Here is a 26,757-nt window from a genome sequence, read left to right as displayed (position 1 = left end):
CGTCAATGCTAGAGCTTGTTGGCCTGCCTGATCACGTCGACGACGTCGGCCATCATGCCGGTCAGGTCGTAGTCCTTGGGCGTGTAGATCGCGGCCACCCCGGCCGCCCGCAGCGCGGCGGCGTCCGCCTCGGGGACGATGCCGCCGACGACGACCGGGACGTCCTCGAGTCCGGCCTCGCGGAGACCCTCGACGACCTGCGGTACGAGTTCCATGTGCGAGCCGGACAGGATCGACAGGCCGACGCAGTGCACGTCCTCGGCGACCGCGGCGGCGACGATCTGCTCCGGCGTCAGGCGGATGCCCTGGTAGATCACCTCGAAGCCGACGTCCCGGGCCCGGACCGCGACCTGCTCGGCGCCGTTCGAGTGCCCGTCCAGGCCGGGCTTGCCGACCAGGAAGCGCAGCCGTCCACCGAGGTCGGCCGACGTCGCGGCGACCTTGTCCCGGACCGCGGCGATCTGCGCGCCGCCCGCGGACACCCCGACCGACCCGGACACCCCGGTCGGCGCGCGGTACTCGCCGTACATCTCCCGCAGGACGCCGGCCCACTCCCCCGTCGTCACGCCGGCGCGGGCGCATTCGAGCGTGACCGGCATCAGGTTGCCGGTCGACTTGGCGGCCGCCCGGAGCTTGGCCAGCGCGGTCTCCACCGCGTCGGCGTCACGCTCGGCGCGCCAGCGGCGCAGCGACTCCAGCGCGGCGGACTCGGCGGCCGGGTCGACGGTCTGGATCGCGGAGTCGAGGTCGGCGGTCAGCGGCGACGGCTCGGTGTTCTCGAACTTGTTCACGCCGACCACGATCTGCTCACCGGACTCGATCCGCTGCCGGCGTTCCGCGTGTGACGCGACCAGCGCCTGCTTCAGGTACCCGGTCTCGACCGCGGCGACCGCACCGCCCATCGCCTGGACGCGGTCGATCTCCTGCTGCGCACCGGCGACCAGCTCGTCGACCTTCGCCTCGATCACGTGCGAACCGTCGAAGATGTCGTCGTACTCGAGCAGGTCGGACTCGTACGCCAGCACCTGTTGCATCCGCAACGACCACTGCTGGTCCCACGGCCGCGGCAGCCCGAGCGCCTCGTTCCATGCCGGCAGCTGGACGGCCCGGGCGCGGGCGTTCTTCGACAGCGTCACGCCGAGCATCTCGAGGACGATCCGCTGCACGTTGTTCTCCGGCTGCGCCTCGGTCAGCCCGAGCGAGTTCACCTGTACGCCGTACCGCAGGCGGCGCGCCTTCGGGTCGGTCACGCCGTACCGCTCCAGCGTCAGCGTGTCCCAGAGGCGGACGAACGCGCGCATCTTGCACGTCTCCTCGATGAAGCGAACGCCCGCGTTCACGAAGAACGAGATCCGCTGCACGACGTCCCCGAACCGCTCCGGCGGCACCTGTCCACCGTCGCGGACCCGGTCCAGCACGGCGATCGCGGTCGACAGCGCGAACGCCAGCTCCTGTACGGGCGTGGCGCCGGCCTCCTGCAGGTGGTAGCTGCAGATGTTGATCGGGTTCCACTTCGGCATGGTCGCGACCGTGTACGCGATCACGTCGGTGGTCAGCCGCAGCGACGCGTCCGGCGGGAACGCGTACGTGCCTCGGGACAGGTACTCCTTGACGATGTCGTTCTGCGTCGTACCCGTCAGCTCGCCCGGCAGCGCACCCTGCTCCTGCGCGGCGACCTGGTAGAGCGCGAGCAGCCACATCGCGGTCGCGTTGATCGTCATCGACGTGTTCATCCGCGCCAGCGGGATCTGGTCGAACAACGCCCGTACGTCACCCAGATGCGCGACCGGTACGCCGACCTTTCCGACCTCACCCTTCGCCAGCGCGTGGTCGGCGTCGTACCCGGTCTGCGTCGGTAGGTCGAAGGCGACCGACAGCCCGGTCTGCCCCTTCGCCAGGTTCCGCCGGAACAGCGCGTTGGACTCGGCCGCGGAGGAGTGGCCCGCGTACGTCCGCATCACCCAGGGTCGATCCATGTACCCGAGAGTAGGACTGTGTGCCCTTGTGAGTCTGCCCCTCGTGACTGGCGTCACCAGGGGCCTACATCACAGTCAGGCGCTGATCGGTAGGGGGGTGCGTTCCACGTGCAGGACGCGGTGGAGGCGGGTGACCGCGAGGATGCGGACCACCGCGGGCATGGGGTGCCAGAGGACCAGTTGGCGGCCCAGGAGCTGGGTGCGGCGGTGGGTGGCGACCAGCAGGCCGAGGCCGGTCGCGTCGACCGCGTCGACCTCCTCCAGGTCGACGATCACGTCGCCGACGGAGGTGTCGATCAGCTGGTTGAGGGTCTGCCGGACGTCGCCGACCGAGCGGACGTCCAGGATTCCGGTCAGGTGGATCACGTTGTCGGGCTGGCTGTACGTCGGTGCGAGCATGTCCGTGCCCTCCGTCCTCCGGCGGCCCCCGAGTCACGGCCGCGTGACAGCTTGTGTTCGTAAAGACTCCCTGAAGACACGGAAGGTTGCCAACACCTCACGATCTTTTGATCCGCGAGACAATGGTGAGCGTGTTCGCCGAGGAGTACTTCCTGTTCCCGGTGGTGGCCATCGCCCTGGCCGGCGTGATGGTGCTGCTGTGCCGTTGGGCGTTCTCGAAGGCCAAAGGCGGGTCGCTGGTCCGCCGGGTCGACCAGACCCCCGCCGAACCGGACTCCTTCGGCCTGCTGACCGACATCCGCACCGTCCAGTCGTACAACGAGGCCCGCGTCCTGGTCGCCCGCCTGAAGACCTTCGGCATCAAGGCGACCGCCGCCCGCACCACCACCGGCTGGACCGTCTACGTCTGGCCCCACGACGAACCCGCCGCCCGCGGCCTCCTCGACGCTTCCTGACCACCGGACTGTACCTGATCAGCAACACTCCGTAGCGTCGGTAACACTGAGTGCTCATCCACCGATGTAGCGTCCATGAGACTGCGACGTGTTGCGCTCGCGCTGGCCGGGCTGGGCCTGGTCACCGCGGCGGCGGTACCGGCAGCCGCGACCGCGGCCAAGCCCGGACCCGACTCCTTCCGGAACGCCGGGAAAGCCGCCCGAAAGCTCCCCACCACCAACGCCCAGGCTGCGGCCACCGCCTGTGGGCTCAGCGTCGGGGCCGTGAACGCGGCCGGGACGGCCGGCGGGTACGACGTGACGGCGACCCGGCCGGTCACCGCGAAGCCGCTGGACCCGTACAAGCTGTTCGGGGTCCGCTCGAGCGCCAGCTGGTACCAGGAGAGCTACGGTACGACGGACTTCTTCCACGGGCTCGTCCTGCAGGGCGACAACCTGTACGGCGCGATCACGACGTACACGGGCTCGGCCACCACGCCGACAGTGCGGACGATCAAGCTGGGCACCGGCTGGCGTGGATTCAGCCAGATCACCGACTCCAACTACGTGTACGGCGTGAACGAGCACTCGCTCCTGTACGGTCTGCACGCCAACGGATCGCTCTACCGCTACACGGTGGAGGACAAGGCCCGATCGTACGGCTCGGCGCCCGGCTTCGGGTCGGTCAAGGCGATGACGCTGATCGCCGAGACGGCGACGTACGACACCCTGCTGGTGCTGACCAAGGGCGGTGCGCTCTACACCGTGCACGTGCCGGTCAAGCTGCCGATGAAGCCGGTCGTGAAGCAGGTCCGTGCGTCCGGGTTCGCGGCATTCGACTCGTTGGTCGCGCAGCGGTGCGGCGCGACCAGCACGCTGCTGACCGCGTTCGACCACGACACCAACACCGCCACCGTGTACGCCGTCAGCAAGGCCACCGGCACCAGCACGGCGATCAAGAGCTACGGCAACTTCAACGCCACGTTCGGCGCGAAGGTGCACTTCCTGCTGACCAGCTCGGGTGGGCTCCAGCGACTGGGCGAGTGACCCAGCTGTAACAGACCTGTCCCCGTCCGGCCGAACCGGACGGGGACAGGTCTTTTTCCGAGCGTCTAGGGTCGGGGTATGGGGACACTGCTTGAGCTGGATCTGACCCGTGGCGTACTCGAGACGCCGCCCGCCTCACCCGTGGCCGCGTTTCGGATGCGGCATCTGCCGACGCTTCGTGAGCTGGTTGCCGCGTTGCGGAAGGGGGCCCGGGACGACGGGGTCGTCGGGTTGATCGCGCATCTCGGCGCTCATCGGCTGTCGCTCGCGCAGGTGCAGGAGCTGCGTGAGGCGGTGGCCGACTTCCGTACGTCGGGGAAGCCGGCCGTGGCGTGGACCGAGTCGTTCGGGGAGGCCGGCCAGGGCACCGTCCCGTACTACCTGGCCACGGCGTTCGACGAGATCTGGCTGCAGCCGTCCGGCGACCTGGCGATCACAGGTGTCTCGGTGCAGGCCGTCTTCATCCGGAGCGCGCTGGACAAGGCGGGCGTGATCCCCCAGTTCGGCAAGCGGCGCGAGTACAAGACCGCGGCCGACACGTTCACCGAGCGTGAGATGACCGGCCCGGCCCGGGAGATGGCCTCGCGGCTGGCGGAGTCGGCGTACGAGCAGATCGTCGAAGGCATCGCTGTACGGCGCCGGCTGGACACCACCCGAGTGCGGGAGCTCGTCGACAGCGCGCCGCTGCACGCACAGGCCGGCCTGGACGCCGGGCTGGTCGATCGGCTCGGCTACCGGTCGGACGTGTACGACGAGCTCGAGAAGCAGCTGCAGTACGACGACAGGCTCCTGGCTGAGCGCTACATTCGCCGGGGGCCGCGGACGCTGGACGAAGTACGCAAGACGCTCCCCTGGCCGCAGAAGCCACTGGTGGCGGTAGTACGCGTCACAGGCGGCATCTCCGTCGGCCGCAACTCCAACAGCCCCATGGGCGGCCCTGGCTCCGGCTCTGACACCGTGGGTGCCGCCCTGCGCGCCGTGGCCGCCAACGACCACGTCAAGGCGGTCGTGCTGCGCGTAGACAGCCCAGGCGGCTCGTACGTCGCCTCTGACGCGATCCGCAACGAGGTACTGCGGCTGCGGTCCACCGGGCGCCCTGTCATCGCGTCGATGGGCAGTGTCGCCGCATCCGGCGGGTACTTCGTAGCGATGCCGGCTGACGTCATCGTGGCGCAACCGGGCACCATCACCGGCTCTATCGGCGTGCTGACCGGCAAGGGCGTCGTACGGGACGCGCTTGGTCGTATCGGCATCTCACAGCAGGCAGTGTCCGAAGGTGCGAACGCGCAGATGTACTCGGCGCAGGAAGAGTTCACCGACGAGCAGTGGGCGCGGCTGGAGGAAACGCTCGACCGCATCTACAAGGACTTCGTCGCCAAGGCAGCCCAGGACCGGGGCCTTCCAGAAGAACGGCTGGAGGCGCTCGCCCGGGGCCGGGTCTGGACCGGTGCGGACGCCCACAGCCACAAGCTGGTCGACGAGCTGGGCGGTTTCCAGCACGCGCTGACACTGGCGTGTAACCGAGCTGGTCTGGACCGCGACGAGATCGCGGTCACCGCCGTACCGCACCGCAACCTGTTGAGCCAGCTCAAGGCGCCCACGACGACCGACGACCTGGCCGTCACGGCAGCGCCGCTGACACTCGACGGCCTGACCACCGGTCTCTACAGCGCGCTGGGCCTGCCGCCCGCGGGCGTACTGCGGATGCCGTTCAACTGGGAGATCGGCTAGTCCCGTTCGCCGCCCGGGACCCAGAGGACGTCGCCGCCGGAGGAGAGGTTGGCGACCCGGCCGAGGATGAAGAGCAGGTCGGACAGGCGGTTCAGGTAGGTGATCGCGAGCAGGTTGATCGACGGGCCGTGCGCCTCGACGGCGGTCCAGCCGGCCCGCTCGGCGCGCCGTACGACCGTACGGGCCACGTTCAGGTACGCCGCGCCTTCCGTACCGCCGGGCAGGATGAACGACCGCAGCTTGGTCAAACGATTGTTGTACTCGTCGCACCAGCCCTCGAGCCGGTCGATGTAGTCCTGGGTGACGCGCAGCGGCGGGTACTCCGGATCCGGCGCGACCGGATTGCACAGGTCCGCGCCGACGTCGAACAGGTCGTTCTGGATCCGGGTCAGCAGCACCGCGATCGCACTGTTCAGGTGCCCAGCGGCGATCGCCACCCCGATCGCCGAGTTCGCCTCGTCGACCTCGCCGTACGCCGCCAGTCGCGGGTCGGTCTTCGAGGTCGTGGAGTTGTCGCCGAGGCGGGTCTCGCCGGCGTCACCGGTGCGGGTGTAGATCCGCGTCAAGTTCACAGCCATGCCAGGACTCTACGCAAACCCCGGGACCGTCAAACGCTACAGTCGACCGGTGGAACGGTTTCGAATCGCGGGTGAGGCACGGCTCGACGGCGCTGTCGAGGTGGCCGGAGCGAAGAACAGCGTGCTCAAGCTGATGGCGGCGGCGTTGCTCGCCGAAGGTACGACGACGCTGCGGCAGGTGCCGGGCATCCTGGACGTCACGTTCATGGCCCAACTGCTGGACACGCTCGGCTGCTCGGTGAAGGTGGACGCGGACGCGGGGCTCGCGACGATCGCCGTACCGGGCACCGTCCGGCACCAGTGCGACTACGAACTGGTCCGCAAGCTGCGGGCCTCGATCTCGGTGCTCGGCCCGCTGCTGGGCCGCTGCGGCCAGGCGGAGGTGGCGCTGCCGGGCGGCGACAACATCGGCTCCCGCGGGCTGAACATGCACGTCGCCGGGCTGGAGTCGATGGGCGCGAAGGTGCACATCGAGCACGGGTTCGTGATCGCCGAGGCGCCGCAGGGGCTGCACGGCGCCGAGGTCTGGCTGGACTTCCCGAGCGTCGGCGCGACCGAGACGATCATGATGGCGGCGGTGCTCGCGAAGGGCACCACGATCATCGAGAACGCCGCCCGCGAGCCGGAGATCCAGGACATCGCCGCGATGCTGGTCGAGATGGGCGCGCAGATCGACGGCGCCGGCTCGCCGCGGATCGAGATCACCGGCGTGAACGGGCTGCTGAACCCGGTCGACCACGTGGTGGTCCCGGACCGGATCGTGTCCGGGAGCTGGGCGTTCGCGGCCGCGATCACCAAGGGCGACGTGACCGTCTCCAACGGTCACGCGGAGCACCTCGAGCTGCCGCTCGACAAGCTGCACAAGGCCGGCGCCGAGATCACCGTGCTGAACCCGGGCTTCCGGGTCCGGATGCACGACCGGCCGAAGCCGGTGGACGTGGTGACGCTGCCGTACCCGGGGTTCGCGACCGATCTGCAGGCGTTCGTGATCGCGCTGAACGCGTTGAGCGACGGTGCCGCGATGGTGACCGAGAACCTGTTCGAGGGCCGGTTCACGTTCGCGCAGGAGCTGACCCGGCTGGGCGCGCAGATCCAGACCGACGGGCACCACGCGGTCGTCCGCGGCGTACCGCGGCTGTCCGGTGCGCCGGTGGTCGCCTCCGACATCCGGGCCGGCGCCGCGCTGGTCCTCGCCGGGCTGGCCGCCGAGGGCGAGACCCTGGTCTCGGCCGCTCATCACGTGCACCGCGGCTACACCGACTTCGCCGGCAACCTCCGCCGCCTCGGCGGGAACGTCACGGTCGAGCCGGACGACGCGGAACTGTACTGGAACTGAACCGGCATTCCTCCGGCACTCTTCCGGAACTTCCGCCTGATCGGCCGATCCGCCGGGTTAGGGTCTCTGCATGAGTGAGCGCGTGGTGAAGCCGGTCGGTCGGGGATTCCTCTTCCTGGACTCGCATCCGGCGGGGTGTGCCCGGGTGGTGCGGGACATGGCGGCGGAGGTCGAGGGGCGGCCGGCGGAGCGGCGTACGGCGCTGGTGATCGGGTCGAGCTCCGGCTACGGGCTGGCGACCACGATCGCGGGGCTCGCGCGGTACGGGATCGACGGGATCGGCGTCTGCTTCGAGAAGGCGGCCACGGCCCGTCGTACGGCGACCGCCGGGTGGTACCGGACCGCCGAGACGGCAGCGCTGGCCGCCGAGCTCGGCCGCTCGTGGACCTTCGTGAACGCCGACGCCTTCGCGGACACCACCAAGGACGAGGTGCTCCAGCTTGTCGCGGACAAGCTCGGCAAGGTCGACCACCTGATCTACAGCGTCGCCGCGCCCCGCCGGACCGACCCGCGCACCGGCGAGACGTACCAGTCGGTACTGAAGGCGATCGGCGCCCCGCACAGTACGAAGAGCCTGGCCTTCGAGGACGGCGAGCCCGTGCTGCAGGAGGCCGTTCCGATCGAGGTCGCGAACGACGACGAGATCGCCCAGACCGTGAAGGTGATGGGCGGCGAGGACTGGACCCGCTGGGTCGCGGCGCTGCAGGAGCGCGACCTGCTCAAGCCCGGCTTCAACACGGTCGCGCTGACGTACATCGGCTCCGAGCTGACCGGCCCGCTGTACCGGCAGGGTTCGATCGGCGCCGCGAAGGCGGACCTCGAGCAGACCGCGCTGAAGCTGGCCGCCGACGGCGTGACCGCGATGACCTCGGTGAACGGCGCGGCCGTCACGCAGTCGTCCTCCGCGATCCCCGGCATCGGGCTGTATGTCAGCCTCCTGCACAACGTCACCCCCTTGCAGTCACCTGTCGAGCAGTCCGTCGCGCTCTGGGACCAGCTCACCGGTGCGACGCCGCTCGACCTCGACGACGAGGGCCGGATCCGCCTCGACCGGTGGGAGCTGTCCGACGAGGTGCAGGACGCCGTCCGGGCGCGGTGGCAGTCGGCGACCCAGGACAACATCGCCGAGGTCGCGGACGCCGCGTGGTTCCTGGCCGAGGTCCGCCGGCTGTACGGGTTCGACGTACCGGGGGTGGACTACGACGCCGAGACCGAGGTGGACGTGGAGTGGCCTGCCGCAACAGCTACAGGGGCTTGAACGACGCCAGCTCGAGGACGAGTTCGGCCGCCTCGTCGGAGGCGGCCAGGTCGACGGACGCGGTGATCCGCCAGTCGTGGTTGCCTTCCGGGTCGTCGATGATCTGCTGGACCTCCCAGTAGCCCGGGTGTTCCTCGACCAGGAACAGCGCGGGACCGCGGGCCTCCGGGCCGGTACCGACGTCCTCGTGCTCGGCGTAGTACGCCGTACCGGCCTCGGCCCAGCGGCCCGCGTCCCAGCCCGCCTCGCCGTCGAGTTGGCCCAGCTCCGCCCAGCGGTGCAGGGCGAGTAGCTCGACGCGGCGGAACATCGCGTTGCGGACGAGGACCCGGAACGCCCTGGTGTTCAAAGTGATCCGGCGCGGCCCGGCCGGAACGACCTCGACCTGCGACTCGTCGGTCGGGTTCGTCAGCTCCTCCCACTCGTCGAGCAGGCTGGAGTCGGTCTGGCGGACCACTTCGCCGAGCCACTCGATCAGGTCGGCCAGGTCCTCGTCGACCTTGTCCGGCGGCACGGTCTGCCGGAGCGCCTTGTACGCGTCGCTCAGATACCGCAGTACGACGCCCTCCGAGCGCGCCAGCCCGTAGAACCCGATGAACTCGCCGAACGTCATCGCCCGCTCGAACATGTCCCGGACCACGGACTTCGGGGACAGCCCGGTGTCCGCGATCCACGGATGCGTCTGCCGGTACATCTCGAACGTTGCCTCGAGCAACTCCTGGAGCGGCTTCGGCCAGCTGACGTCCTCCAGCAGCTCCATCCGCTCGTCGTACTCGATGCCCTGGGCCTTCATCGCGTTCACGGCCTCGCCCTTGGCGTGGTGCTCCTGCGCCCAGAGCACCGCCCGCGGATCCTCCAGCGTCGCCTCGATGATCGAGACGACATCGAGCGCGTAGGACGGATCCGCCGGGTCGAGCAGGTCGAGCGCGGCCAGCGCGAACGTGGACAGCGGCTGGTTGAGGCTGAAGTCCTTCTGCAGGTCGACGGTCAGCCGGAGGATGCGGCCGTTCTCGTCGGGCTCGTCGAGCCGTTCGACGACGCCCGCGGTGACCAGCGTGCGGTAGATCTGGATCGCGCGCCGGATCAGCCGGACCTGCGAGCGCGAGTCCTCGTGGTTGTCGCGGAGCAGCTGCCGCATGCTCTCGAACGCGTTGCCGTCGCGGGCGATCACGTTCAGCAGCATCGCGTGGCTGACCCGCATCCGCGACTGCAGCGCCTCCGGATCGGCCGCGACCAGCCGGTCGAACGTGTCCTCGCCCCAGGTCACGAACCCTTCCGGCGGCTTCTTCCGCTGCACCTTGCGCTGCTTCTTCGGGTCGTCACCCGCCTTCGCGAGGGCCTTCACGTTCTCGACGACGTGGTCCGGGGCCTCGACGACGACGGTGCCGGACGTGTCGTACCCGGCCCGGCCCGCGCGGCCCGCGATCTGGTGGAACTCGCGCGCCTTCAGGATCCGCTGGCGGCGTCCGTCGTACTTGCTGAGCGCCGTGAGTACGACGGTCCGGATCGGGACGTTGATGCCGACGCCGAGGGTGTCCGTGCCGCAGATCACCTTGAGCAGACCGGCCTGCGCGAGCTGCTCGACGAGCCGCCGGTACTTCGGCAGCATGCCGGCGTGGTGCACCCCGATGCCGTGCTTCACGAGCCGCTGCAGCGTCCGGCCGAAGCCCTTGCTGAACCGGAAGTTGCCGATCAGCTCGTTGAGCTTCTCCTTCTCCTCCTTCGAGGAGACGTTGATGCTCATCAGGGCCTGCGCGCGTTCCAGGGCAGCGGCCTGGGTGAAGTGCACGACGTACACCGGTGCCTGGTGCGTCGTCAGGAGCTCTTCGAGGGTCTCGTGCAGGGCGGTGGTGACGTACTTGTAGATCAGCGGGACCGGGCGCTCGCCGGACGCGACGATCGCGGTCGGGCGACCGGTGCGTCGGGACAGGTCGATCTTGAAGCGCTCGACGTCGCCGAGGGTCGCGGACATCAGGATGAACTGCGCCTTCGGCAGCTCCAGCAGCGGGACCTGCCAGGCCCAGCCGCGGTCCGGCTCCGAGTAGAAGTGGAACTCGTCCATCACGACCTGGCCGATGTCCGCGACGGACCCCTCGCGGAGCGCGATGTTCGCGAGCACCTCCGCCGTACAGCAGATGATCGGCGCCGAGGCGTTGACCGCGGCGTCGCCGGTGAGCATGCCGACCTTGTCGGCGCCGAAGATGTCGCAGAGCGCGAAGAACTTCTCCGAAACCAGGGCCTTGATCGGCGCGGTGTAGAAGGTCCGCTGGCTGTTCGCGAGCGCGGCGAAGTGCGCACCGGTGGCGACCAGGCTCTTCCCGGAGCCGGTCGGCGTCGACAGGATCACGTTCGACCCGGTCATCACCTCGATCAACGCCTCTTCCTGAGCCGGGTACAACGAGATCCCCTGCTCCCCCACCCAGCCCTGGAAGGCGTCGAACAGGTCGTCAGGCTCGGTGGTCCCCGGAAGTTTCTCAGTCAGCGTCATCACTACCTATTGTCCCTGAACAACCAACCCACCAGTTCCGCCGGGTCCCCGGTCGCAGACGCACCGTTCGGCTCGCGGAGAGGACCGTTCGGCGACAAGATCCCTGCAAACGATTGCATGCGTAGCTATTCGGAGGTGACTTGATTCGCATGACGATGACATGGCGCCGGATGGGCGCGAGTTTGCTGGTGACAGCGATGGGTGCGGCGGGTCTGGTGAGCGCCGCCACCCCGGACAATCAGGGCGCGGGCGACGCGGTCGTGACCACGTGGGGCGCGGCCGACGACATTGCCGGCGGGACGCTGAACGACACGACAGTACGGAACATCCTGCGGACCAGCGTCGGCGGGAAGGACCTGCGGATCCGGATCTCCAACGCGAACGGCGACCAGCCGCTGGTCACGGACTCGGCGTACGTCGGCCGGCAGGCGACCGGTGCGGGTGTGGTGCCGGGTTCGAGCCGGCGGCTGACGTTCGGCGGCAGTACGGCGGTGACGATCCCGCCGGGCGCGATGGCGATCAGCGATCCACTGCCCGGGGCGGTTCCCGCACTGACGAACCTGACCGTCAGCCTGCACGTGGTCGGCACGACAGGCGTGATCACCGCGCACAACCGGGCGATGCAGCACAGCTACAAGTCGACATCGGGCGACCACGCGGCCGACGAGACGAGTACGGCGTACCAGACCGAGTCCGCGGCCTGGTACTTCGTCAACGCCGCGATCGTCGACGCCCCGCACGAGGTGCAGACTGTCGCGACGCTGGGCGACTCGATCACGTCCTCGGTCGGTACGACGATCGACACGAACCGGAGGTGGCCCGACGTCCTCGCCGACCGGTACGCGCAACTGCCCGAACCGCGCCGGCTCGCGATCTCCAACGAGGGCATCTCCGGCAACCGCGTCCTCGGCGGCGTCGCCAAGGCAGGCAGCGCCGGGGCGAGCGCGCTGGCGCGGCTCGACAAGGACGTGCTGACGAAGCCCGGCGTACGCACGGTGCTCCTGCTCGAGGGCATCAACGACATCTACGCGGGCGCCACCACCGACCAGTTGATCGCCGGCTATCGCCAGCTGATCGCCCGAGTCCACGCCACCGGCCGCTGCATCGTCGGCGGCACCCTCACCCCGATGGGCAGCTCCTTCGTGTACACCCCCGAGAAGGAAGCGGTTCGCGAAGCCGTGAACACGTTCATCCGCACCAGCGGCGAGTTCGACGCCGTAGCCGACTTCGACGCCGCCACCCGGGACCCGGCCAACCCCACCCGCCTCTCCCCCACCTACGACGGCGGCGACGGCCTCCACCCCAACGACGCCGGCAACCAAGCCATGGGCGAAGCCCCCAACCTCGACTCCCTCCGCTGCCAGTAGCCCCCGGCCGGGGAAGGTGCAGGAGTGGCGCCTGAGGCTGACGTCAGTAGTACGCGCTCACAGGCCCCGGTCACACGCTTCGGCTGACAACGACTCACAAAAGCAGGCGATGCGATCCGCCTGGCACCAACGCGTACGCACGCAGTACGCACGCGCGGCATCCATCCGCTGGTGGGCACTCACGCGGCAGGTGCACACGTACGCCGGGGGCACACCCTCGGTGGAGGCTCACGTGGCTGGAGGCTCACCTGGGAGGCGGCTCACGTGGTGGCGGCTGACGCGCAGAGCGCGCATGCGGCGGGCGCACACGTTGTGGGTGCACACGCGGTGGAGGCTCACGTCGTGGGCACACGCGCTGGGCGCACACGCGGCAGGTGAATACGGAGCGGGCGCACACGCGGTGGCTGCACACCCGCTGGGCGCATACGCGGCGGACGCGCACGTGATAGACGCGCATGTGGTGGGTACGCCCGGTGGAGGCTCGCGCGGTGGAGACTCACGTGGCGGGTGCCCACGCGGTGGAGACTCATGTGGCGGGTGCACAGGCGGTGGACGCACAGGTACTGCGGGCGCACGGGAGCCGGCAGGTGCTGCAGGAGCAGGTGCTGCGGGACCAGGTGCCGCAGGGAGCAGGTGCCGCAGGACCAGGTGCCGCAGGGAGCAGGTGCCGCAGGACCAGGTGCCCCAGGACCAGGTGCCCCAGGACCAGGTGCCCCAGGACCAGGTGCCCCAGGACCAGGTGCCCCAGGACCAGGTGCCGCAGGGAGCAGGTGCCGCAGGAGCAGGCGCTGCAGGACCAGGCGCTGCAGGAACAGGTGGTGTAAGAGCAGGTCGCACGAGAACTGGTCGTATGTGCGGGTGAGTCGGCTGGTGGATGGGCGCCTACCCCGGCGCGGGACCGGGGTAGGCGTAGGGCTTCTCGTGTCAGTTCTTCGCTCGCACGTAGACCTCGCTTGTCAGTTGTTGTTCTCCCGTGGACCTCACCTGTCAGCTCTTACTTCTCGCCCTTGATAGCTAGGGCCTGTTCTAGTTCGTTGCGGATGGCATCCGCGCCGGACTTGCGGTAGTCGGCGACGGCGTCGTCCCAGGAGTTGAGGTCGGCTCGGCCTAGCTGGATGTCCTTGGTGAGGGAGTCCATCCGGGTGTCGAGGATCTTCCCCTTCGTGGACTGGGTGGGTGAATACAGCCCGTACGTCGGTGAGGTGATCGCGGTCGGGAGCACCGCCTTGAAGTGGGCGTACGCCGTGTCGACCGCCTCGGGATGGCCCGGGAAGTACGCCGGATACGGCCCGTCGGCCAGGTACTGGATGGGGAACTCCCCCAGGCAGACCTCGCTCCCGCCGTCCTTCGTCAGCACCGGATCCGTCCCGTTCAGCGTGTAGTGCCGCCCCGGCAGACCGAACTTCCGGAACAGGTACTCCTCCGTCCCGAACGGCGCCGCGAACCAGTTCAGCACCCGCAGCAGCGTCTTGATCCGCGCCGGCGGCCCCGGCCGGATGGCAGCGATCGAGTTGTTGGGAGATCCGAGCAGCACCCGCCCGACCTTCCCGTCGGCGGTCCGCGGTACCGGGATCGAGATGCTGAACGACTGGTCGGTCGCGCGCCGGTAGAAGCTCTGGATCGACGAGTACGTGTCCTGCGTCATCACCGCCGACCCCTGCGTGAACCACACCTTCTGGTTCGCCTTCGCGACCCCGTCCGGGTGGATCACGCCGTCCTTCACCATCTGCCGGGTGATGGCCAGCATCTCCTTGTGCTCCGGCAGTTCCCGGCTGTGCACGAGCTTCCCGTCTCGCACCTCCCATCCGTTGGGCAGTCCAAGCATCGCGCTGAGCGTCGCGGTCGGTGGTACGGCTAACCCCCACCGGTTCTTCCGCCCGTCGGTGACCGCTTTGGCCACCTTCTGCAGGTCGTCGGGCGTCGGCGAACCGAGCGCCACGCCGAGCTGGTCCATCAGGTCCTGCCGGACGAGCAGCGTGTTCGACGACATGATCCCGCGCTGGATCGGTACGGCGCGGATGCCGCCCGAGAACACGCAGCCGCGCCAGGACGCTTGCGGCGCGTTCGCCAGGAACGGGTACTCGAGGATCGCGTCCCCGGACAGGTACTCCGTCAGATCCTGCGCCCGCGCCTCCAGGAACTGCGGCAGGTACGCGAACCCGCCGTCCACGTTGAACAGATCGCCCAGCGTGTCGCCGGCCACCGCGGTGGCGAACTTGTTCGGGTAGTCGGCCGCCGCCGTGATGTTCAGCTCGAGCGGTGCGCCGAGCCGCTTGTTCAGCTCCTGCCAGTACGGGTTGCGGTCCGCGGACGGCGGGATCGGGTTCGACGTCGGCGCCGAACCGGTCACGTCGTGCCCGTCGCCGGGCGCCCCGTGCGTCACGGTCACCGGGTGCTCCGGGAACCGGTAGAAGCAGTCCGGCATCAACGGATGGCTCCGCGGCAGGTCCGGCTTCGGCCCCTCGAACCGCTTGTACGTCGGCAGCGCGACCGGCCTGTTCAGCGCCGCGATGTCGGTCGACCTGGTCACCGTGGCGCAGCCGGTCAGCCCGAGAGCGAGCGACCCGGCCAGGAATGTCCTTCGCCGAAGAGTCATCCCTTCACCGCCCCCGTCAGCATGCCCTTCGCGAAGTGCCGTTGCAGGAACGGGTACACGATCAGGATCGGCACCAGCGACACCACCAGGATCGCCATCTGGATGGACTCCTGCGGCGGCAACTGGTCGGCCGACGCGCCGCCGAGGTCCCCGCTGCTCAGCTCGGTGTTGTTGATGACGTACGTGCGCAGTACCAGCTGCAACGGCCATTTCGCGGTGTCGTTGATGTAGAGCATCGCGTTGAAGAACGCGTTCCAGTACCCGACCGCGTAGAACAGCCCGATCACCGCGAGCACGGCCTTGGACAGCGGCAGTACGACCGACCAGAAGATCCGGAAGTCGCCGGCGCCGTCGACCCGGGCGGAGTCGAGCACCGAGTCCGGGATGCTCATGAAGAACGAGCGCAGCACGATCACGTTGAACCCGCTGATCGCGGTCGGCAGGATCAGCGCGAGCAGCGAGTCGAGCAGCCCGAACTCCTTCACCACCAGGTAGTTCGGGATCAGCCCGGGGCTGAACAGCAGGCTGAACAGCACGATCAGCAGGATCGGCCGCTGCCCGAACGAGCCGCGCTGGCTGAGCGCGTACGCCAGCATCGTCGACCCGGCGAGGCTGACCAGCGTGCCGCCGACGGCGATCAGTACGCTGACGCCGAGCGCCCGCTGCACCACGCCGCCGTTGAAGATCGCCTTGTACGCGTCCCAGTTGAGCCCGTCCGGCCAGAGTACGAAGCCGCCCGAGTTCGTCACGTGGCGCTGGCTGGCGATGCTCGTCGAGATCACCCCGAGGAACGGGATGACGACGACCGCACAGCAGACCAGCAGTACGACGGTCTTGAGCACCCGCGACGACATCGCCGGCGCGTCCTCGATTCCCTTCTGCTCCAAGGTACTCATTTCTGGTACACCCCCGCCTCACCGAAGATGTGCGCGATCTTGTTGGCGCCGATCACCAGGACGACGGCAACAAGTCCCTTCACCAGTCCGACCGCGGCAGAGACGCCCCATTGGCCGGCCAGTACGCCGTTGTTGTAGACGTACGTGTCCAGTACCTCGCTCGCCGGCCGCCCGACCAGGTTCTGCTGCAGGATGATCTGCTCGAACCCGACGGTCAGCGAATCGCCGAGCCGCAGGATCAGCAGCAGGATGATCAGCCCGCGGATACCGGGCACCGTGACGTGCCACAACTGCCGCCAGCGGGATGCGCCGTCGACCCGCGCGGCCTCGTACAACCCGGGGTCGATCTGGGTCAGCGCGGCCAGGAACAGGATCGTCCCCCAGCCGGTGTCCTTCCAGATCACCTGGCTGGTGAGCAGCGCGACGAACCCGTCCGGGTTGCCGAGGAAGTCGATCGTGCCCATCCCGTGCGAGCGCAGGAAGTTGTTGATCAGCCCGCTGCCGCCGAGGATCTGCTGGAAGATCGCGATCACGATCACCCAGGACAGGAAGTGCGGCAGGTACAGCACCGACTGCACGACCCGCTTGATCCGTTCGGACAGCAGGCTGTTCAGCAGCAGCGCCAGCGCGATCGGCGCCGGGAACACGAAGATCACCTGGACGATCGTGATCAGCAGCGTGTTCTTGAGGGCGTTCAGGAACTCGGCGTCGCCGTTGAAGATCACCGCGAAGTTGTCGAACCCGACCCAGGCGCTGCGGCCGAGCGGAACGAACGGCAGGTACTCCTGGAACGCGATCAGGTTCCCGAGCAACGGCAGATAGTGGAACGCCAGCAGCAGCACGAGCCCGGGCAGCGCCATCAGCAGCAGGACCTTGTCCCGTCTGGCGCGTGCCCACCACGACAGCGGTTTGGTGGCACTGGATGTACTGTCCGTGACGGCGCCCGGCGGTCCGGAACCGGTCGGCGTCGCGGCTGCGGTCGGTCGGCTGGGGATTCGGTCTGTTTGAGCCACGCGACACTCCCAGGGTCGATCCCCCCACGGACGGAGAACGCTTTCCCTACCCCTTGTGTCCGACTGTGTCGCTTCTTGGTGAGTCACGCAGCTCCGGCCGGAGTGTCGACCGCAAACCGGTCCCCGAGCCGCCGCCTTACCTCAGGGCTTCTCGTAGGGGAAGGACGGCAGTACGCCGATCTGGTCGTACTGCAGCTTGGAGTCGTCGAAGCCGCTCTCCCAGCTGACGTTCGAGAACGTGTCGCACGGGCCGGCGGACGGGCCGTGGTAGGGGTCGCTCTCGGTGTTCGTCACCTTGATGTCGGAGAACGCGAACCCGCACCCGCCGAAGTCCATGTGCACGCCGTACGGCTTCGCGTCCGGCATCGACGGGTCGGCGTTCGCGTCGTCGATGATCAGCTGCGACACGGATGCCTCCGGCGTGTACGGCGGCTGGTTCCGCACCCCGTACGCGTAGAACGGACCGGTGTCCCCGCTGTCCTGCGCGAGATGCGACAGCCGGACGTACTTGACCGTGTTCCCGCCGGTGTAGTTGTCCGCGTTCGGGATCTCCGGCCGGGACTCGATGCTGATGCCGTACCGCGCGCCGTGCTCGACGACGGTGTGACTGATCAGGTTGCGCCCGCTGTCCATGATCTCGACACCGGCCGAGTCGCCCGGCACCAGCTCACCGATGTGGTGGATGTAGTTGTCGGTGAACGTGTTGTCGTGCGCCAGGTCGCCCTCGCCCGGGTACCCGCCCTCGACCTTGATGCCGTCGTTGCCGATGTGTTCGAGCAGGCTGTCGGACACCGTCGCCTTCTCGTTCGCGAACAGCAGCTCGATCCCGGTGAATCCGGTCTGCTGCAGATGCAGCCTGGTCAGCGTCACGCCGCGGGTGTTGGTGAGCGTGATCGCACCCCACTGGTTCCGCGGCATCTCGATCTGCGTGTCGTACTTCGGGTACTTGTGCTTCACGCCGGAGTCTCCGGTCCCGTTCCAGCCGTACCGGTACCACTCCATGAAGTCGGTGTGCTGGATCGTCAGCCCGTCGAGCGTCAGGTTCTCCACCCGCCGGTTCGCCGACGCGCCGGCGATCGAGAACACCTCGGTCTGCGTCGGCCGGAACACCTTGACGCCGTCCATGGTGCCGCCGGACGGCTTGTAGTACAGGGTTTTGGCCGGGTAGTCCAGGTAGTACTCGCCGGCCTGGTCGAGCAGGCTCAGCGAGTTCTGCACGTAGTACCGCGACCCGCCGCCGGAGTTGATGAAGCCGTACCGCGCCGGATACACCAGCGTGGTCCGCTTCTTCGTGAAGTTGATGTCGAGCATCGGGATCGTGTCGGTGAACCACGACCAGGAGCCGCCCGACCAGACCGTCACCTGCGCCGGCCAGTCGGTCCCGAGCCGCAGGTCCCAGGACGGGTCGATGTCGCCGGTGTTGAACCCGAGCTGGTCGTGCACCGCCTCCTTGGTCGGGTCGAACAGGATCGACTTCAGGTACGGCGCCCACTTGTCGTCGGACTCCCGGTTCGGGTACCGGGCGGTCGTCGCACGCTTGCCCTCGGCGTACAGGCTGTAGAACGGCTGGCTGATGTCCACTGGCGCCTTGAAGATGCCGTCCTTGTACGGCGTCCAGCCCGTCACCTCCCGCCCCGCCTCGAAGACTGCCTTGCCCGGGCCGTCCACGCTGCGGTACGTCACGTTGGAGTCCCGGTCGTCGAACGTGATCGTCTTACCGACCTGGTACGTCCCGGCCTTGAGGTTCACGACCGGCGTACATCCGGCCGTGCGCCCGTGGACCCGTAGCGCATCCCGAGCATGCTCGACGGATCGCCAAGGCTTCCGCTCCGACCCGGGTCCGGAGTCGCTCCCGCTGGGCGACACCCAGTAGGCACCACAGTCCTGGGCCGGCGGCGCCGTCCCCACCGCAGAACCTCCGACAGCTACGGCAAGCGCAGTACCGATCACCACACCGACGAGAAGTTTCACCCGGCTCACCGCCCGGCCACGTCGTACGGGAAGGTGGGCAGTACGCCGATCTTGTCGTACTCCATCTTCGAGGTGTCGAAGCCGTTCTCCCAGTCCACGTTGCTGACCGTGTTGCACTTGTACGACTGGTACTTCTGGTCGGTCACCTTGCCGACCTGGACGTTGCTGATCGCGAACCCGCAGCCGCCGGCGTCCATGTGCACGCCGCGGGTGCCGCCCGCGTCCGGCATCGACGGGTCCGGGATCACGTCGCCGATCACCATCTGGTCGACGGTGTTCTGGATCGGGTGCGGCTCCTGGTTGTCGACACCGTACGTGTAGAACGCGCCCATGTCGCCGCTGTCCAGGCCCATCTCTTCCAGCTTGATGTACTTGAACGTGTTGCCGCTCTCGTACTGGTCCGGGTCCTGCACCTCGGGCCGCGACTCCAGGCTGATGCCGTACCGGGCGCTGTGCTTGACCTCGACGTTGGTCACCGTGTTGTGGCCGGTGTCCATCAGCTCGATGCCGGCCGCGTCGCCCGGCACCAGCTCACCGATGTGGTCGATGAACAGGTTCGAGAACGTGTGGTGGTTGGTCAGGTCGCCTTCGCCCGGCCAGCCGCCCTCGACCTTGATCCCGTCGTTGCCGATGTTCTCCAGCAGGCTGTCGGTGATCCGGGTGTGGTCGTTGGCGTACAGCATGAAGACGGCGGTGTATCCGGTGTCGGAGATGTGCATCCGGCTCAGGTCGATGTTGCTGGTGTTGGTCAGCGTGATCGCGCCGAACTGGTCGCGGGGCAGCTCGATCTGCCGGTCGTACTCCGGGTACTTGTGCTCGACGCCGGAGTCACCCGGCGCGTTCCAGCCGACCCGGTACCAGCTGACGAAGTCGGAGTACTGCACGCCCAGCCCGTCGAACGTGACGTCGTGCAGCCGGTCCTGCGGCGACTTGCCGGCCAGGCTCAACACTGTCTTCACTGTCGGCCGCATCACCTTGACGCCGTCCATGGTCCCGGCCCGCGGCTTGTAGTAGACCTCGCCGCCCTTGAAGTCGACGTAGTACTCGCCCGGTTGGTCAAGGAAGCTCAGCGAGTTCTGGAAGTAGTAGCGCGATCCGCCGCGGCTGTTCACCATGGCGAAGCGGGTGAAGTACTTCAGCGTTGTCTGGGTCTTCTTGAAGTTCGTGTCGAGCAGCGGGATCGTGTCGGTGAACCACGACCAGGAACCACCGGACCAGATGGTCACGGACGCCTGGCTCATGTCCCAGCTGGGGTCCCAGTCGCCCGGCTTGCCCCACAGCCAGTTGTGGACGTCCATCTTGTCCTCTTGGTAGAGGATCGACGTCAGGTACGGCGCCCACGTGTCGTCGGTCGCGCGGTTCGGGTAGCGGGCGTTGGTGGCACGCTTGCCGTCCTCGAACAGCGTGTAGAACGGCTTGGTCTTGTCGAAGCTGGTCTTGTAGATGCCGTCCTTGTACGGCGTCCACCCGGTGAGCTCCTCGGCGCCTTCGAGGTTCGCCTTGCCCGGGCCGTCGACGCTGCGGTAGATGACCCGGTGGCCGTTGTTGCCGGAGTCCTGCTGGTCGAAGTCGATGCTGGAGCTGACCGGGTACTCGCCGGCCTTCAGGTTGACCGTGATGTCGCAGTTCATCCGGTCGTTGAGGTGCTTGTTCCGGATCTCGTCACGAGCCCGGGTGACCGTCTTCCACGCGTGGTCCTCGGTGGTTCCCTTGGCGGCGTCGTCACCGTTCGGCGAGACCCAGAAGGTCTTGCAGTCGACGGCACCTGCGGGCTGGACGTTCAACTGGACGGCCGCTACCGTCACCAGGGCAGCAGCGACCACCCCGGCGACGGCGCTGAACGCCGTACGCCTGGTCTTCTTGGACATGTTGGGCGGGGTCCTCTCAGGAGGTCAGTGGTGACCGTTCTCGGATCGCCAGCGCTCGTACTCGAGCCGGGTCTTCTCGGTCAGGGGGTAGTAGTCACGTAGTGGGGCGCCTTCGTCGATCCGGCGCCGGCTGAACTTCTCCCACTCGTCGTGCGCGGCCGCCGCCTCGACGACGGCCTCCGCACGCCGGCGGGGTACGACGACCGCACCGTCGTCGTCGGCGAGCACCAGGTCCCCGGGCAGCGTCAGGACGCCGCCGACCGCGACCGGGACGTTGTACGCCCACGGGAACAGCTCGGACTGGGACGCGTAGTGGGGGGTGGCGCCGGTCGACCAGATCGGTACGTCGAGCTGCGACACCCGGGGGACGTCGCGGATCCGGCCGTCGACGACGATGCCGGCGCCGCCGCGGAGCTTGAAGTAGCGGACCAGCATGTCCCCGAAGCAGCCGGTGGTGTGGCTGCCGTAGGCCTGGACCACCAGGACGTCGCCGGGCTGGACCTCGTCGAGCACGGCCCACAGCGCCGTACTGCGCTCGATGTACTCCTGGGTCTGCCCGTCGGCGATGTCTTCACGTTGCGGCATGAACTGCAGGGTCAGCGCGCGGCCGACCACCTTCTTGCCGGGGAACATGCTGGTCGGACCGTCGACGAAGGTCCGGCGGATGCCCTGGTTGTGCAACCGGGCACAGGCGGTGGCCGACCCGATCTCGGACAGCCGCGACACCAGGTCCGGGTCCGATGGCGGCGGGTTCTCGCCGCGCACCGGCAGATCCCAGACCGGCGTCACCGGGGCTTGTTCCGTGCTCATATATCTCCTCAGTCAAGCGCCAGATGTGCGGCGCGATAGCTGTTTCTGGTCAGCCGCAGGTCCAGCCGGACGGTCCGGCCGGGCGGCATCGTCACTTCGAGTCTGTTGCCGCCGACAACGACCGTGCGGGTGCCGGGCGCCGGCGGGGTCGACGTGTAGGCCGGTGACGGACCTGGGTACTCCCCGGTCGCCGTGGACACCGTCGCCTCGTCGATCCGGTCGGTGCCGAAGCTCCCGGCCTGTACGACGACCCGCCGGGTCTGCGTTGCCGACAGGTTCACCAGCTGCAGGCCTGTCCGGTCGGGTTCGACCGTGTCGACCAGTGCGGCCACGTCGGGCGGTAGCCCGGGGCGTCCGCGGTCCGCGTCGAGGTACAGGACACGCAGAGGGAGCAGGCCCCCGTTGTAGAGCAGTTGCGGCGTACCGGTAGTCAGTTGGAGCAGGGCCTCGGTGGCTACTGGGTTGTGCCGTTGCCAGTGGTGGATGTTCAGGTCGGCCGGGTCGACGGTGTCCACAGCCATCAGGTCCATCCGGCGTTGCACCTGCGACAGGGCCACGCCCAGCATCGCCTCCGGGTAGCCAGGGTTGTCCCCTGCCAGGTAGGCGAGCCACGGCGCCTCGTGGCCGGCGTCTTCCTTGTTACGGAAGTCCCGGACCGTCCGCCAGTCGTACCCGCTGCGCTCCCGGAGCTTGGTGAGCCGAGCGCGGTCCGGGCTGTCAAAGGCGGCCTGCCACAACCACATGGGCAGTCCTAGCTGCGGCGGCTGGTAGTCGAACCAGCCGTCGTCGCCGTGCCGGTTCGGGATCAGCAGGGTGGGGTTGGCGCAGTCCTCACCGAGCTCTGCCTCCCACCGGTCGCGGATGCTCATCTCGGTGTCGTCAACAGCACCGTTGACGCCCCGCTCGTACAGGTGGTCGAGCAGCTCCCGGGCGAAGTCCAGCCGCTTCGGGTCGCCCGTGAGTACGACGCCGTTGAGCGCCGCGACGCAGGCGGCCGAGCCGACGCTGTAGACGCCGTGCGGCCAGTTCCAGCCGTAGGTGCCGCCGTACCAGCGTCCGTCGTGCAGCTCGCCGACGATGCCGTTCGGGCCGACATTGTCGGGCAGCAGGCCGCCGTTCGCCTTGGCCCGCTCCTCCCACGCGTCCAGGTACTCCAGGGTCCACGCCGAGAAGCGGTCGCTGTGGTCGTACAGCCAGGCGTTCGCGGTCAGCGTCGTGGCGGCCAGGTTGACCGCGGTGTCACCAGCACCGAGTCGGCGGATCATCTCCGCGCCCATCAGCTCCGCGTTCGCCGGGTCCTTCAGGTCGTCCCAGCTGTCGATGCCCGGTACGCCGGACAACGGCAGCCCGAACAGCGACATCTTCGGCTGGTTCGCGCCGTACACGTGCCACTCGTCGTTGATGCCCCAGCGCGGACCGCCCGCGCCGTTGTGCGGGGCACGGATCGTCCGGGTCTTCGGGTCGTAGTTGGACGAGCCGGGAAGGTACAGCTCCGCGAACCGGTACGCGCGCTCGCGGAACACCTCGTCGGCCGGGTCGGCCGCGCACAGCGAGTAGAAGAAGATCATCGACTCGCCGAGGTGGAACCAGTCGTACCCGCGCTCGAACTCGTCGACCAGGAACCCCAGGTCGGTGAGCTGCCGGGTGACACCTTCCCAGTGCCACTTCGACACGTCGATCAGGTCGTCGGCGCCGCCCAGCTGGTACAGCACCGGCCAGTTCACGAACGCCTCGTAGAAGTCGTCGGCGCCGTCCCGGCTCTGCATCGGGCCGGCGTACCGCAGCCCACCGTCGGGCCGGCAGTACCGCTCCCGGAACAGCCACCAGCCCTCGTCCATCACGTCGAACAGCCGGCGCTGCATGATCGCCCACGCGGGCGGTACGCCGACGGGCGTCTCGGCAATGATCTGTTGGGTCATCCCTTGGTCGCTCCCGCGGTCAGGCCGCTGATCACGTGCCGCTGCAGCAGCACGAAGACCACCAGCAACGGAGCCACTGCGAGCAGCAGCGTCGGGAACACCACCGTGTAGTCGGTGGAGTACTGGCTCACCGCGGCGTACACGCCGGTCGTCACGGTGTAGAGGCCGCTGCCCGGGCCGAGGATGATCTGCGGGTTCACGAAGTCGTTCCAGACCGAGAACGTGTTCAGGATGACCATCGTCACCACGGCCGGCTTCATCAGCGGGAACACGATCGACCAGAACACCCGGTGCTTGCCGGCCCCGTCGACCGCGGCCGCCTCGTCCAGGCTGGCCGGGACGGTCATGATGTACCCGGCGTACAGGAAGATCGAGAACGGCAGCGTCAGCGTGGTCTCGAACAGCACGAACCCGGGGATCGTGCCCATCAGCCCGAGGAACTTCAGCGTGTAGACGACCGGGATCACCAGCACCTGGCTGGGGATGAACGTCCCGGCCACGAACAGCAGCAGGAGCATCCGGTACCGCTTCTCGCCGCGGCGCGCGATCACGTACGACACCGGGCCGGCCAGCGCCACGGACAGCACGTTGACCGACACCACGAACAGGATCGTGACGGCGTACCCCTTGACGATGTTGAAGTCCGGGTTCGTCGCGGCCTTCTTCAGGTACTGCGTGGTCAGCTGGTCCGGCGACAGCGAGAACGGGTGCGCCAGGATGTCCTGCTGCGACTTGAACGCGCTCACCACCAGCAGGTACATCGGCACCAGCATCAGCACGCTGGTCGGCACCAGGAACGCGATCCGCCCCCAGCCCTTGGACCGCAGCGGTTTCAGCTGCATCGTGACCACCCTGGGCATCCGTAGAGCACTCATCCGGCCACCCCCTGGTCAGCACGCGCCCGGAGCCGCGCCACCGTCAGCGCAAGCCCGGCCGTGATCACCATCAGTACGACGCTCTGCGCCGAGCCGAAGCCGAGCGCGTTGTTGTGGAACGAGTCCCACAGGATCAGGTACGCCGCCGTCTGCGTGGACCCGGCCGGACCGCCACCGGTCAGCGACACCACCAGGTCGTACGTCTTGAGCAGTGTCACCAGCGACAGGACCAGGTTCACCGTCACAACCGGCGCCAGCGCAGGAAGCGTGACGTTGAAGAAGGTCTGGCTCTTGGTAGCGCCGTCGATCCGTGCTGCCTCGAGCAGGTCCTTCGACACCGTCTGCAGCCCGGCCAGATAGAGCACGACATTCACCCCGAAGCCGGCCCACACCAGTACGGCGATCAGACTCGCCAGCGCCCACTTCGGATCAGAGAGGAACGGCAGTACGGCGGACCCCTTGGACGTCAGCCAGCCGTTGACGACACCCGACGTACCAAGGACCGCGCTCCACAGGAAGCCGACGACCAGTGCGCTGAGCACGTGCGGGTAGAACAGCACGATCCGGAAGAACGCGTTCAGTCGGGACGCACCGTTCACCAACAGCGCGAAACCGAGCCCTAGCACGCTCAGCAGGACAGTGCCGACGGCAGCGATCAACAAGGTCACCCAGCCGGCCCTGATCGCTTCCGCGCTGTGCGTCAGATTCACGTAGTTCTTGAGGCCGATGAACGCAGGGTTCGCGCTGTACCCGTCCCAGTCGGTCAGACTCAGGTAGATCGAGAGACCAACCGGGACCACCAGCATGACGACGAACAGCACCAGCGCCGGGCCGACCATACTGAGCGTGGTCAGACGGGCTCTCACGACTTCGAGCCCAACCAGCTATCCATGCGGGTCGCGACGTCCTTGGCACTCTTCCCCGTGTAGAGACTCTGGACGGCCTTGTTCCACTCGCCGTTGAAGCCCGACGGCAGCGTGTTGGCGCCGTACCCCTCGCCCTGAGCGACGCCCTTCGGCGCCTGGTCGAGGATGTCCTGCACCTGCTTGCCGAGCGGCGACAGCTTCTCGGTGTAGCCCTTGCGGAAGTTGCCGTCCTGCGACAACTGGCTCTGCACCGCGGTTTTGTCGGTGACCAGGAACTGCACCAGCTTCACCGCCAGGTCACGCTGCTTGGTCGACTTCAGCACCATGTACGGCGCTGCCATCGTGACACCCTGCGGGCCGGGCGACGGCTGCCCCTTCTCGGTCGGCGCCGCGAACACGCCGAGGTCGAACTTCGGCTTCGCGTCGTCCGCCGTACGGACGAACCAGCTGCCCATGATGTACATCCCGGCCTTGCCGGACAGGAAGTTGGTCTGCGCGCCGACGTCCTTCAGACCGAGCGCGTTCTTGTCGACGTACCCGTTCTTGATCCAGGACTGGTAGCGGTCCAGCAACGGCAGCAGGGTGTCGCCGAGCTTCACCTGCTTCGAGTTGACCTGCTGGAACCAGTCCGGGTACTTCGTGGCGATCGACGGGTCGGCGAGCTGCAGCAACTGCAGGCCGGTCACGTAGTCGCCCGCGGTCTGCAGCGGCAGGTACCCCGCGGCCTTGAGCTTGCCCATGTCGGCGGTCAGCTCGTCCAGGTCCTTCGGCGGTTCGGCGATGCCGGCCTTCGCGAAGGCGTCCTTGTTGTAGAACACCAGCGACTGCGCCTGCTGCCCGACGCCAACCGTGTAGACCTTGCCGTCCAGCTTCGCCTGGTCGGCCAACGGGGTGTCCTTGGTCCACGCCTCGTCGGTCAGGTCCAGCATCTGCGGCGCCAGGACCTTGTCGGCCATCAGGGTCTCGACGACGTCCGGGGCATTGCCGGCCGCGAGCAACTGCGGCAGCGTGTCCTTCACTCCTGAGCCGCTCGGGGCCTCGATCTTGACGTCGACGCCTGGGTTCGCGTCCTCGAACGGCTTGACCAGGCCCTCCCAGTAGCTCTTGGTGAGGTTGGGCGTGATGTTGACCAGCATGCGCACTTCGCCGGTGCTGCCACCAGCAGCACCCTTGTTGTCGCTGAAGCCACCACCACAGCCGGCCGCACTCACCAGGAGCAGCGCGGCAGATGTCAGCAGGCCGAGCTGGCGCCCTGCTTTGCGGCGAACCGTACGAGCCATTTCCAGATCCTCTCGGAGCATCCCGGCGTCGGGGGCGGCCGGGCGTCGT

At 68.1% G+C, this 26,757-nt stretch carries 20 protein-coding genes; 6 read left to right on the top strand and 14 right to left on the bottom strand.

What is annotated here, in order from left to right; translation table 11 throughout:
- Window positions 1-8: 8 nt before the first annotated feature.
- Together ACQHIV_RS01000 and ACQHIV_RS00995 are read right to left on the bottom strand one after the other, a co-directional pair.
- Window positions 9-2,033 carry a methylmalonyl-CoA mutase family protein gene (locus tag ACQHIV_RS01000; RefSeq protein WP_427890717.1) on the bottom strand — a complete coding sequence of 675 codons (2,025 nt, stop codon included), beginning with the start codon at window positions 2,031-2,033 and terminating at the stop codon, window positions 9-11.
- 18 nt (window positions 2,034-2,051) lie between these two features.
- On the bottom strand, window positions 2,052-2,375 hold the full coding sequence (locus tag ACQHIV_RS00995) for an STAS domain-containing protein (RefSeq protein WP_427890715.1): 324 nt from the start codon (window positions 2,373-2,375) through the stop codon (window positions 2,052-2,054).
- Window positions 2,376-2,497: 122 nt separating this feature from the next.
- On the opposite strand from ACQHIV_RS00995, the gene ACQHIV_RS00990 reads away from it, so the two are divergent.
- The 3 genes from ACQHIV_RS00990 (at window position 2,498) to sppA (ending at window position 5,587) form a co-directional block, all read left to right on the top strand.
- A complete protein-coding gene (locus ACQHIV_RS00990; RefSeq protein WP_427890713.1) occupies window positions 2,498-2,830 on the top strand; it encodes a hypothetical protein in 333 nt (110 codons plus the stop codon).
- Between the two features lie 75 nt (window positions 2,831-2,905).
- Entirely contained in the window at window positions 2,906-3,856 is a 951-nt protein-coding gene (locus tag ACQHIV_RS00985; protein WP_427890711.1) for a hypothetical protein, read from the top strand.
- A gap of 78 nt (window positions 3,857-3,934) precedes the next feature.
- Window positions 3,935-5,587, top strand: coding sequence for a signal peptide peptidase SppA (gene sppA / locus ACQHIV_RS00980; RefSeq protein ID WP_427890709.1), 1,653 nt, complete (start codon window positions 3,935-3,937; stop codon window positions 5,585-5,587).
- On the opposite strand, the gene ACQHIV_RS00975 is transcribed toward sppA, so the two are convergent.
- Window positions 5,584-6,165, bottom strand: a complete 582-nt coding sequence (locus tag ACQHIV_RS00975) for a cob(I)yrinic acid a,c-diamide adenosyltransferase (protein WP_427890707.1) — start codon at window positions 6,163-6,165, stop codon at window positions 5,584-5,586. The genes sppA and ACQHIV_RS00975 overlap by 4 nt on opposite strands.
- A gap of 49 nt (window positions 6,166-6,214) precedes the next feature.
- Here ACQHIV_RS00975 and murA point away from each other — a divergent pair, with 49 nt between their 5' ends.
- Together murA and fabV are read left to right on the top strand one after the other, a co-directional pair.
- Window positions 6,215-7,501 (top strand): UDP-N-acetylglucosamine 1-carboxyvinyltransferase, encoded by a 1,287-nt coding sequence (gene murA, locus ACQHIV_RS00970; protein ID WP_427890705.1) that lies wholly within the window; start codon window positions 6,215-6,217, stop codon window positions 7,499-7,501.
- Between the two features lie 70 nt (window positions 7,502-7,571).
- A complete protein-coding gene (fabV, locus tag ACQHIV_RS00965) occupies window positions 7,572-8,759 on the top strand; it encodes an enoyl-[acyl-carrier-protein] reductase FabV (protein WP_427890703.1) in 1,188 nt (395 codons plus the stop codon).
- On the opposite strand, the gene ACQHIV_RS00960 is transcribed toward fabV, so the two are convergent.
- The gene (locus ACQHIV_RS00960) at window positions 8,746-11,247 is read right to left on the bottom strand and encodes a DEAD/DEAH box helicase (protein WP_427890702.1); all 2,502 of its coding nucleotides are present in this window, start codon (window positions 11,245-11,247) and stop codon (window positions 8,746-8,748) included. The genes fabV and ACQHIV_RS00960 overlap by 14 nt on opposite strands.
- A 149-nt stretch (window positions 11,248-11,396) precedes the next feature.
- On the opposite strand from ACQHIV_RS00960, the gene ACQHIV_RS00955 reads away from it, so the two are divergent.
- Window positions 11,397-12,614 carry an SGNH/GDSL hydrolase family protein gene (locus tag ACQHIV_RS00955; protein ID WP_427890700.1) on the top strand — a complete coding sequence of 406 codons (1,218 nt, stop codon included), beginning with the start codon at window positions 11,397-11,399 and terminating at the stop codon, window positions 12,612-12,614.
- Between the two features lie 994 nt (window positions 12,615-13,608).
- Here the strand turns inward: ACQHIV_RS00955 and ACQHIV_RS00950 are convergent.
- The 10 genes from ACQHIV_RS00950 to ACQHIV_RS00905 all read right to left on the bottom strand — a co-directional run bounded on the left by ACQHIV_RS00950 (window position 13,609) and on the right by ACQHIV_RS00905 (window position 26,708).
- A complete protein-coding gene (locus ACQHIV_RS00950; protein ID WP_427890699.1) occupies window positions 13,609-15,210 on the bottom strand; it encodes a hypothetical protein in 1,602 nt (533 codons plus the stop codon).
- Entirely contained in the window at window positions 15,207-16,106 is a 900-nt protein-coding gene (locus ACQHIV_RS00945; RefSeq protein ID WP_427890697.1) for a carbohydrate ABC transporter permease, read from the bottom strand. Before ACQHIV_RS00945 ends, ACQHIV_RS00950 begins: the two co-directional genes overlap by 4 nt.
- On the bottom strand, window positions 16,103-16,966 hold the full coding sequence (locus ACQHIV_RS00940; protein ID WP_427890695.1) for an ABC transporter permease: 864 nt from the start codon (window positions 16,964-16,966) through the stop codon (window positions 16,103-16,105). Before ACQHIV_RS00940 ends, ACQHIV_RS00945 begins: the two co-directional genes overlap by 4 nt.
- A gap of 294 nt (window positions 16,967-17,260) precedes the next feature.
- Entirely contained in the window at window positions 17,261-19,090 is a 1,830-nt protein-coding gene (locus tag ACQHIV_RS00935) for a right-handed parallel beta-helix repeat-containing protein (protein WP_427890693.1), read from the bottom strand.
- 5 nt (window positions 19,091-19,095) lie between these two features.
- Window positions 19,096-20,958 carry a right-handed parallel beta-helix repeat-containing protein gene (locus tag ACQHIV_RS00930; RefSeq protein ID WP_427890691.1) on the bottom strand — a complete coding sequence of 621 codons (1,863 nt, stop codon included), beginning with the start codon at window positions 20,956-20,958 and terminating at the stop codon, window positions 19,096-19,098.
- A gap of 24 nt (window positions 20,959-20,982) precedes the next feature.
- Window positions 20,983-21,768, bottom strand: coding sequence for a hypothetical protein (locus ACQHIV_RS00925; RefSeq protein WP_427890689.1), 786 nt, complete (start codon window positions 21,766-21,768; stop codon window positions 20,983-20,985).
- A gap of 8 nt (window positions 21,769-21,776) precedes the next feature.
- Window positions 21,777-23,687, bottom strand: coding sequence for a hypothetical protein (locus ACQHIV_RS00920; protein WP_427890687.1), 1,911 nt, complete (start codon window positions 23,685-23,687; stop codon window positions 21,777-21,779).
- Window positions 23,684-24,562 carry a carbohydrate ABC transporter permease gene (locus ACQHIV_RS00915; RefSeq protein WP_427890686.1) on the bottom strand — a complete coding sequence of 293 codons (879 nt, stop codon included), beginning with the start codon at window positions 24,560-24,562 and terminating at the stop codon, window positions 23,684-23,686. The genes ACQHIV_RS00920 and ACQHIV_RS00915 overlap by 4 nt, the downstream gene beginning before the upstream one ends.
- The gene (locus ACQHIV_RS00910) at window positions 24,559-25,428 is read right to left on the bottom strand and encodes a carbohydrate ABC transporter permease (protein ID WP_427890684.1); all 870 of its coding nucleotides are present in this window, start codon (window positions 25,426-25,428) and stop codon (window positions 24,559-24,561) included. Before ACQHIV_RS00910 ends, ACQHIV_RS00915 begins: the two co-directional genes overlap by 4 nt.
- On the bottom strand, window positions 25,425-26,708 hold the full coding sequence (locus ACQHIV_RS00905) for an ABC transporter substrate-binding protein (protein WP_427890682.1): 1,284 nt from the start codon (window positions 26,706-26,708) through the stop codon (window positions 25,425-25,427). Before ACQHIV_RS00905 ends, ACQHIV_RS00910 begins: the two co-directional genes overlap by 4 nt.
- Window positions 26,709-26,757 lie beyond the last annotated feature (49 nt).

The sequence above is a fragment of the Kribbella polygonati genome, assembly GCF_050320105.1.
Lineage (GTDB): Bacteria > Actinomycetota > Actinomycetes > Propionibacteriales > Kribbellaceae > Kribbella.
Note: the sequence above shows the minus strand (reverse complement) of the source record. Positions and strands in the feature narration are given on the sequence as shown.

Bases quoted from the DNA above. Each gene is read 5' to 3' on its own strand.
- ACQHIV_RS00930 (WP_427890691.1), bottom strand. From the start codon at position 20,958: ATGTCCAAGAAGACCAGGCGTACGGCGTTCAGCGCCGTCGCCGGGGTG.
- ACQHIV_RS00975 (WP_427890707.1), bottom strand. From the start codon at position 6,165: ATGGCTGTGAACTTGACGCGGATCTACACCCGCACCGGTGACGCCGGC.
- ACQHIV_RS00985 (WP_427890711.1), top strand. From the start codon at position 2,906: ATGAGACTGCGACGTGTTGCGCTCGCGCTGGCCGGGCTGGGCCTGGTC.
- ACQHIV_RS00940 (WP_427890695.1), bottom strand. From the start codon at position 16,966: ATGGCGCTGCCCGGGCTCGTGCTGCTGCTGGCGTTCCACTATCTGCCG.
- ACQHIV_RS00915 (WP_427890686.1), bottom strand. From the start codon at position 24,562: ATGAGTGCTCTACGGATGCCCAGGGTGGTCACGATGCAGCTGAAACCG.
- ACQHIV_RS00920 (WP_427890687.1), bottom strand. From the start codon at position 23,687: ATGACCCAACAGATCATTGCCGAGACGCCCGTCGGCGTACCGCCCGCG.
- fabV (WP_427890703.1), top strand. From the start codon at position 7,572: ATGAGTGAGCGCGTGGTGAAGCCGGTCGGTCGGGGATTCCTCTTCCTG.
- ACQHIV_RS00990 (WP_427890713.1), top strand. From the start codon at position 2,498: ATGGTGAGCGTGTTCGCCGAGGAGTACTTCCTGTTCCCGGTGGTGGCC.
- ACQHIV_RS00955 (WP_427890700.1), top strand. From the start codon at position 11,397: ATGACGATGACATGGCGCCGGATGGGCGCGAGTTTGCTGGTGACAGCG.
- ACQHIV_RS00905 (WP_427890682.1), bottom strand. From the start codon at position 26,708: ATGGCTCGTACGGTTCGCCGCAAAGCAGGGCGCCAGCTCGGCCTGCTG.
- ACQHIV_RS00945 (WP_427890697.1), bottom strand. From the start codon at position 16,106: ATGAGTACCTTGGAGCAGAAGGGAATCGAGGACGCGCCGGCGATGTCG.
- ACQHIV_RS00960 (WP_427890702.1), bottom strand. From the start codon at position 11,247: ATGACGCTGACTGAGAAACTTCCGGGGACCACCGAGCCTGACGACCTG.
- sppA (WP_427890709.1), top strand. From the start codon at position 3,935: ATGGGGACACTGCTTGAGCTGGATCTGACCCGTGGCGTACTCGAGACG.
- ACQHIV_RS00995 (WP_427890715.1), bottom strand. From the start codon at position 2,375: ATGCTCGCACCGACGTACAGCCAGCCCGACAACGTGATCCACCTGACC.
- ACQHIV_RS00950 (WP_427890699.1), bottom strand. From the start codon at position 15,210: ATGACTCTTCGGCGAAGGACATTCCTGGCCGGGTCGCTCGCTCTCGGG.
- ACQHIV_RS00925 (WP_427890689.1), bottom strand. From the start codon at position 21,768: ATGAGCACGGAACAAGCCCCGGTGACGCCGGTCTGGGATCTGCCGGTG.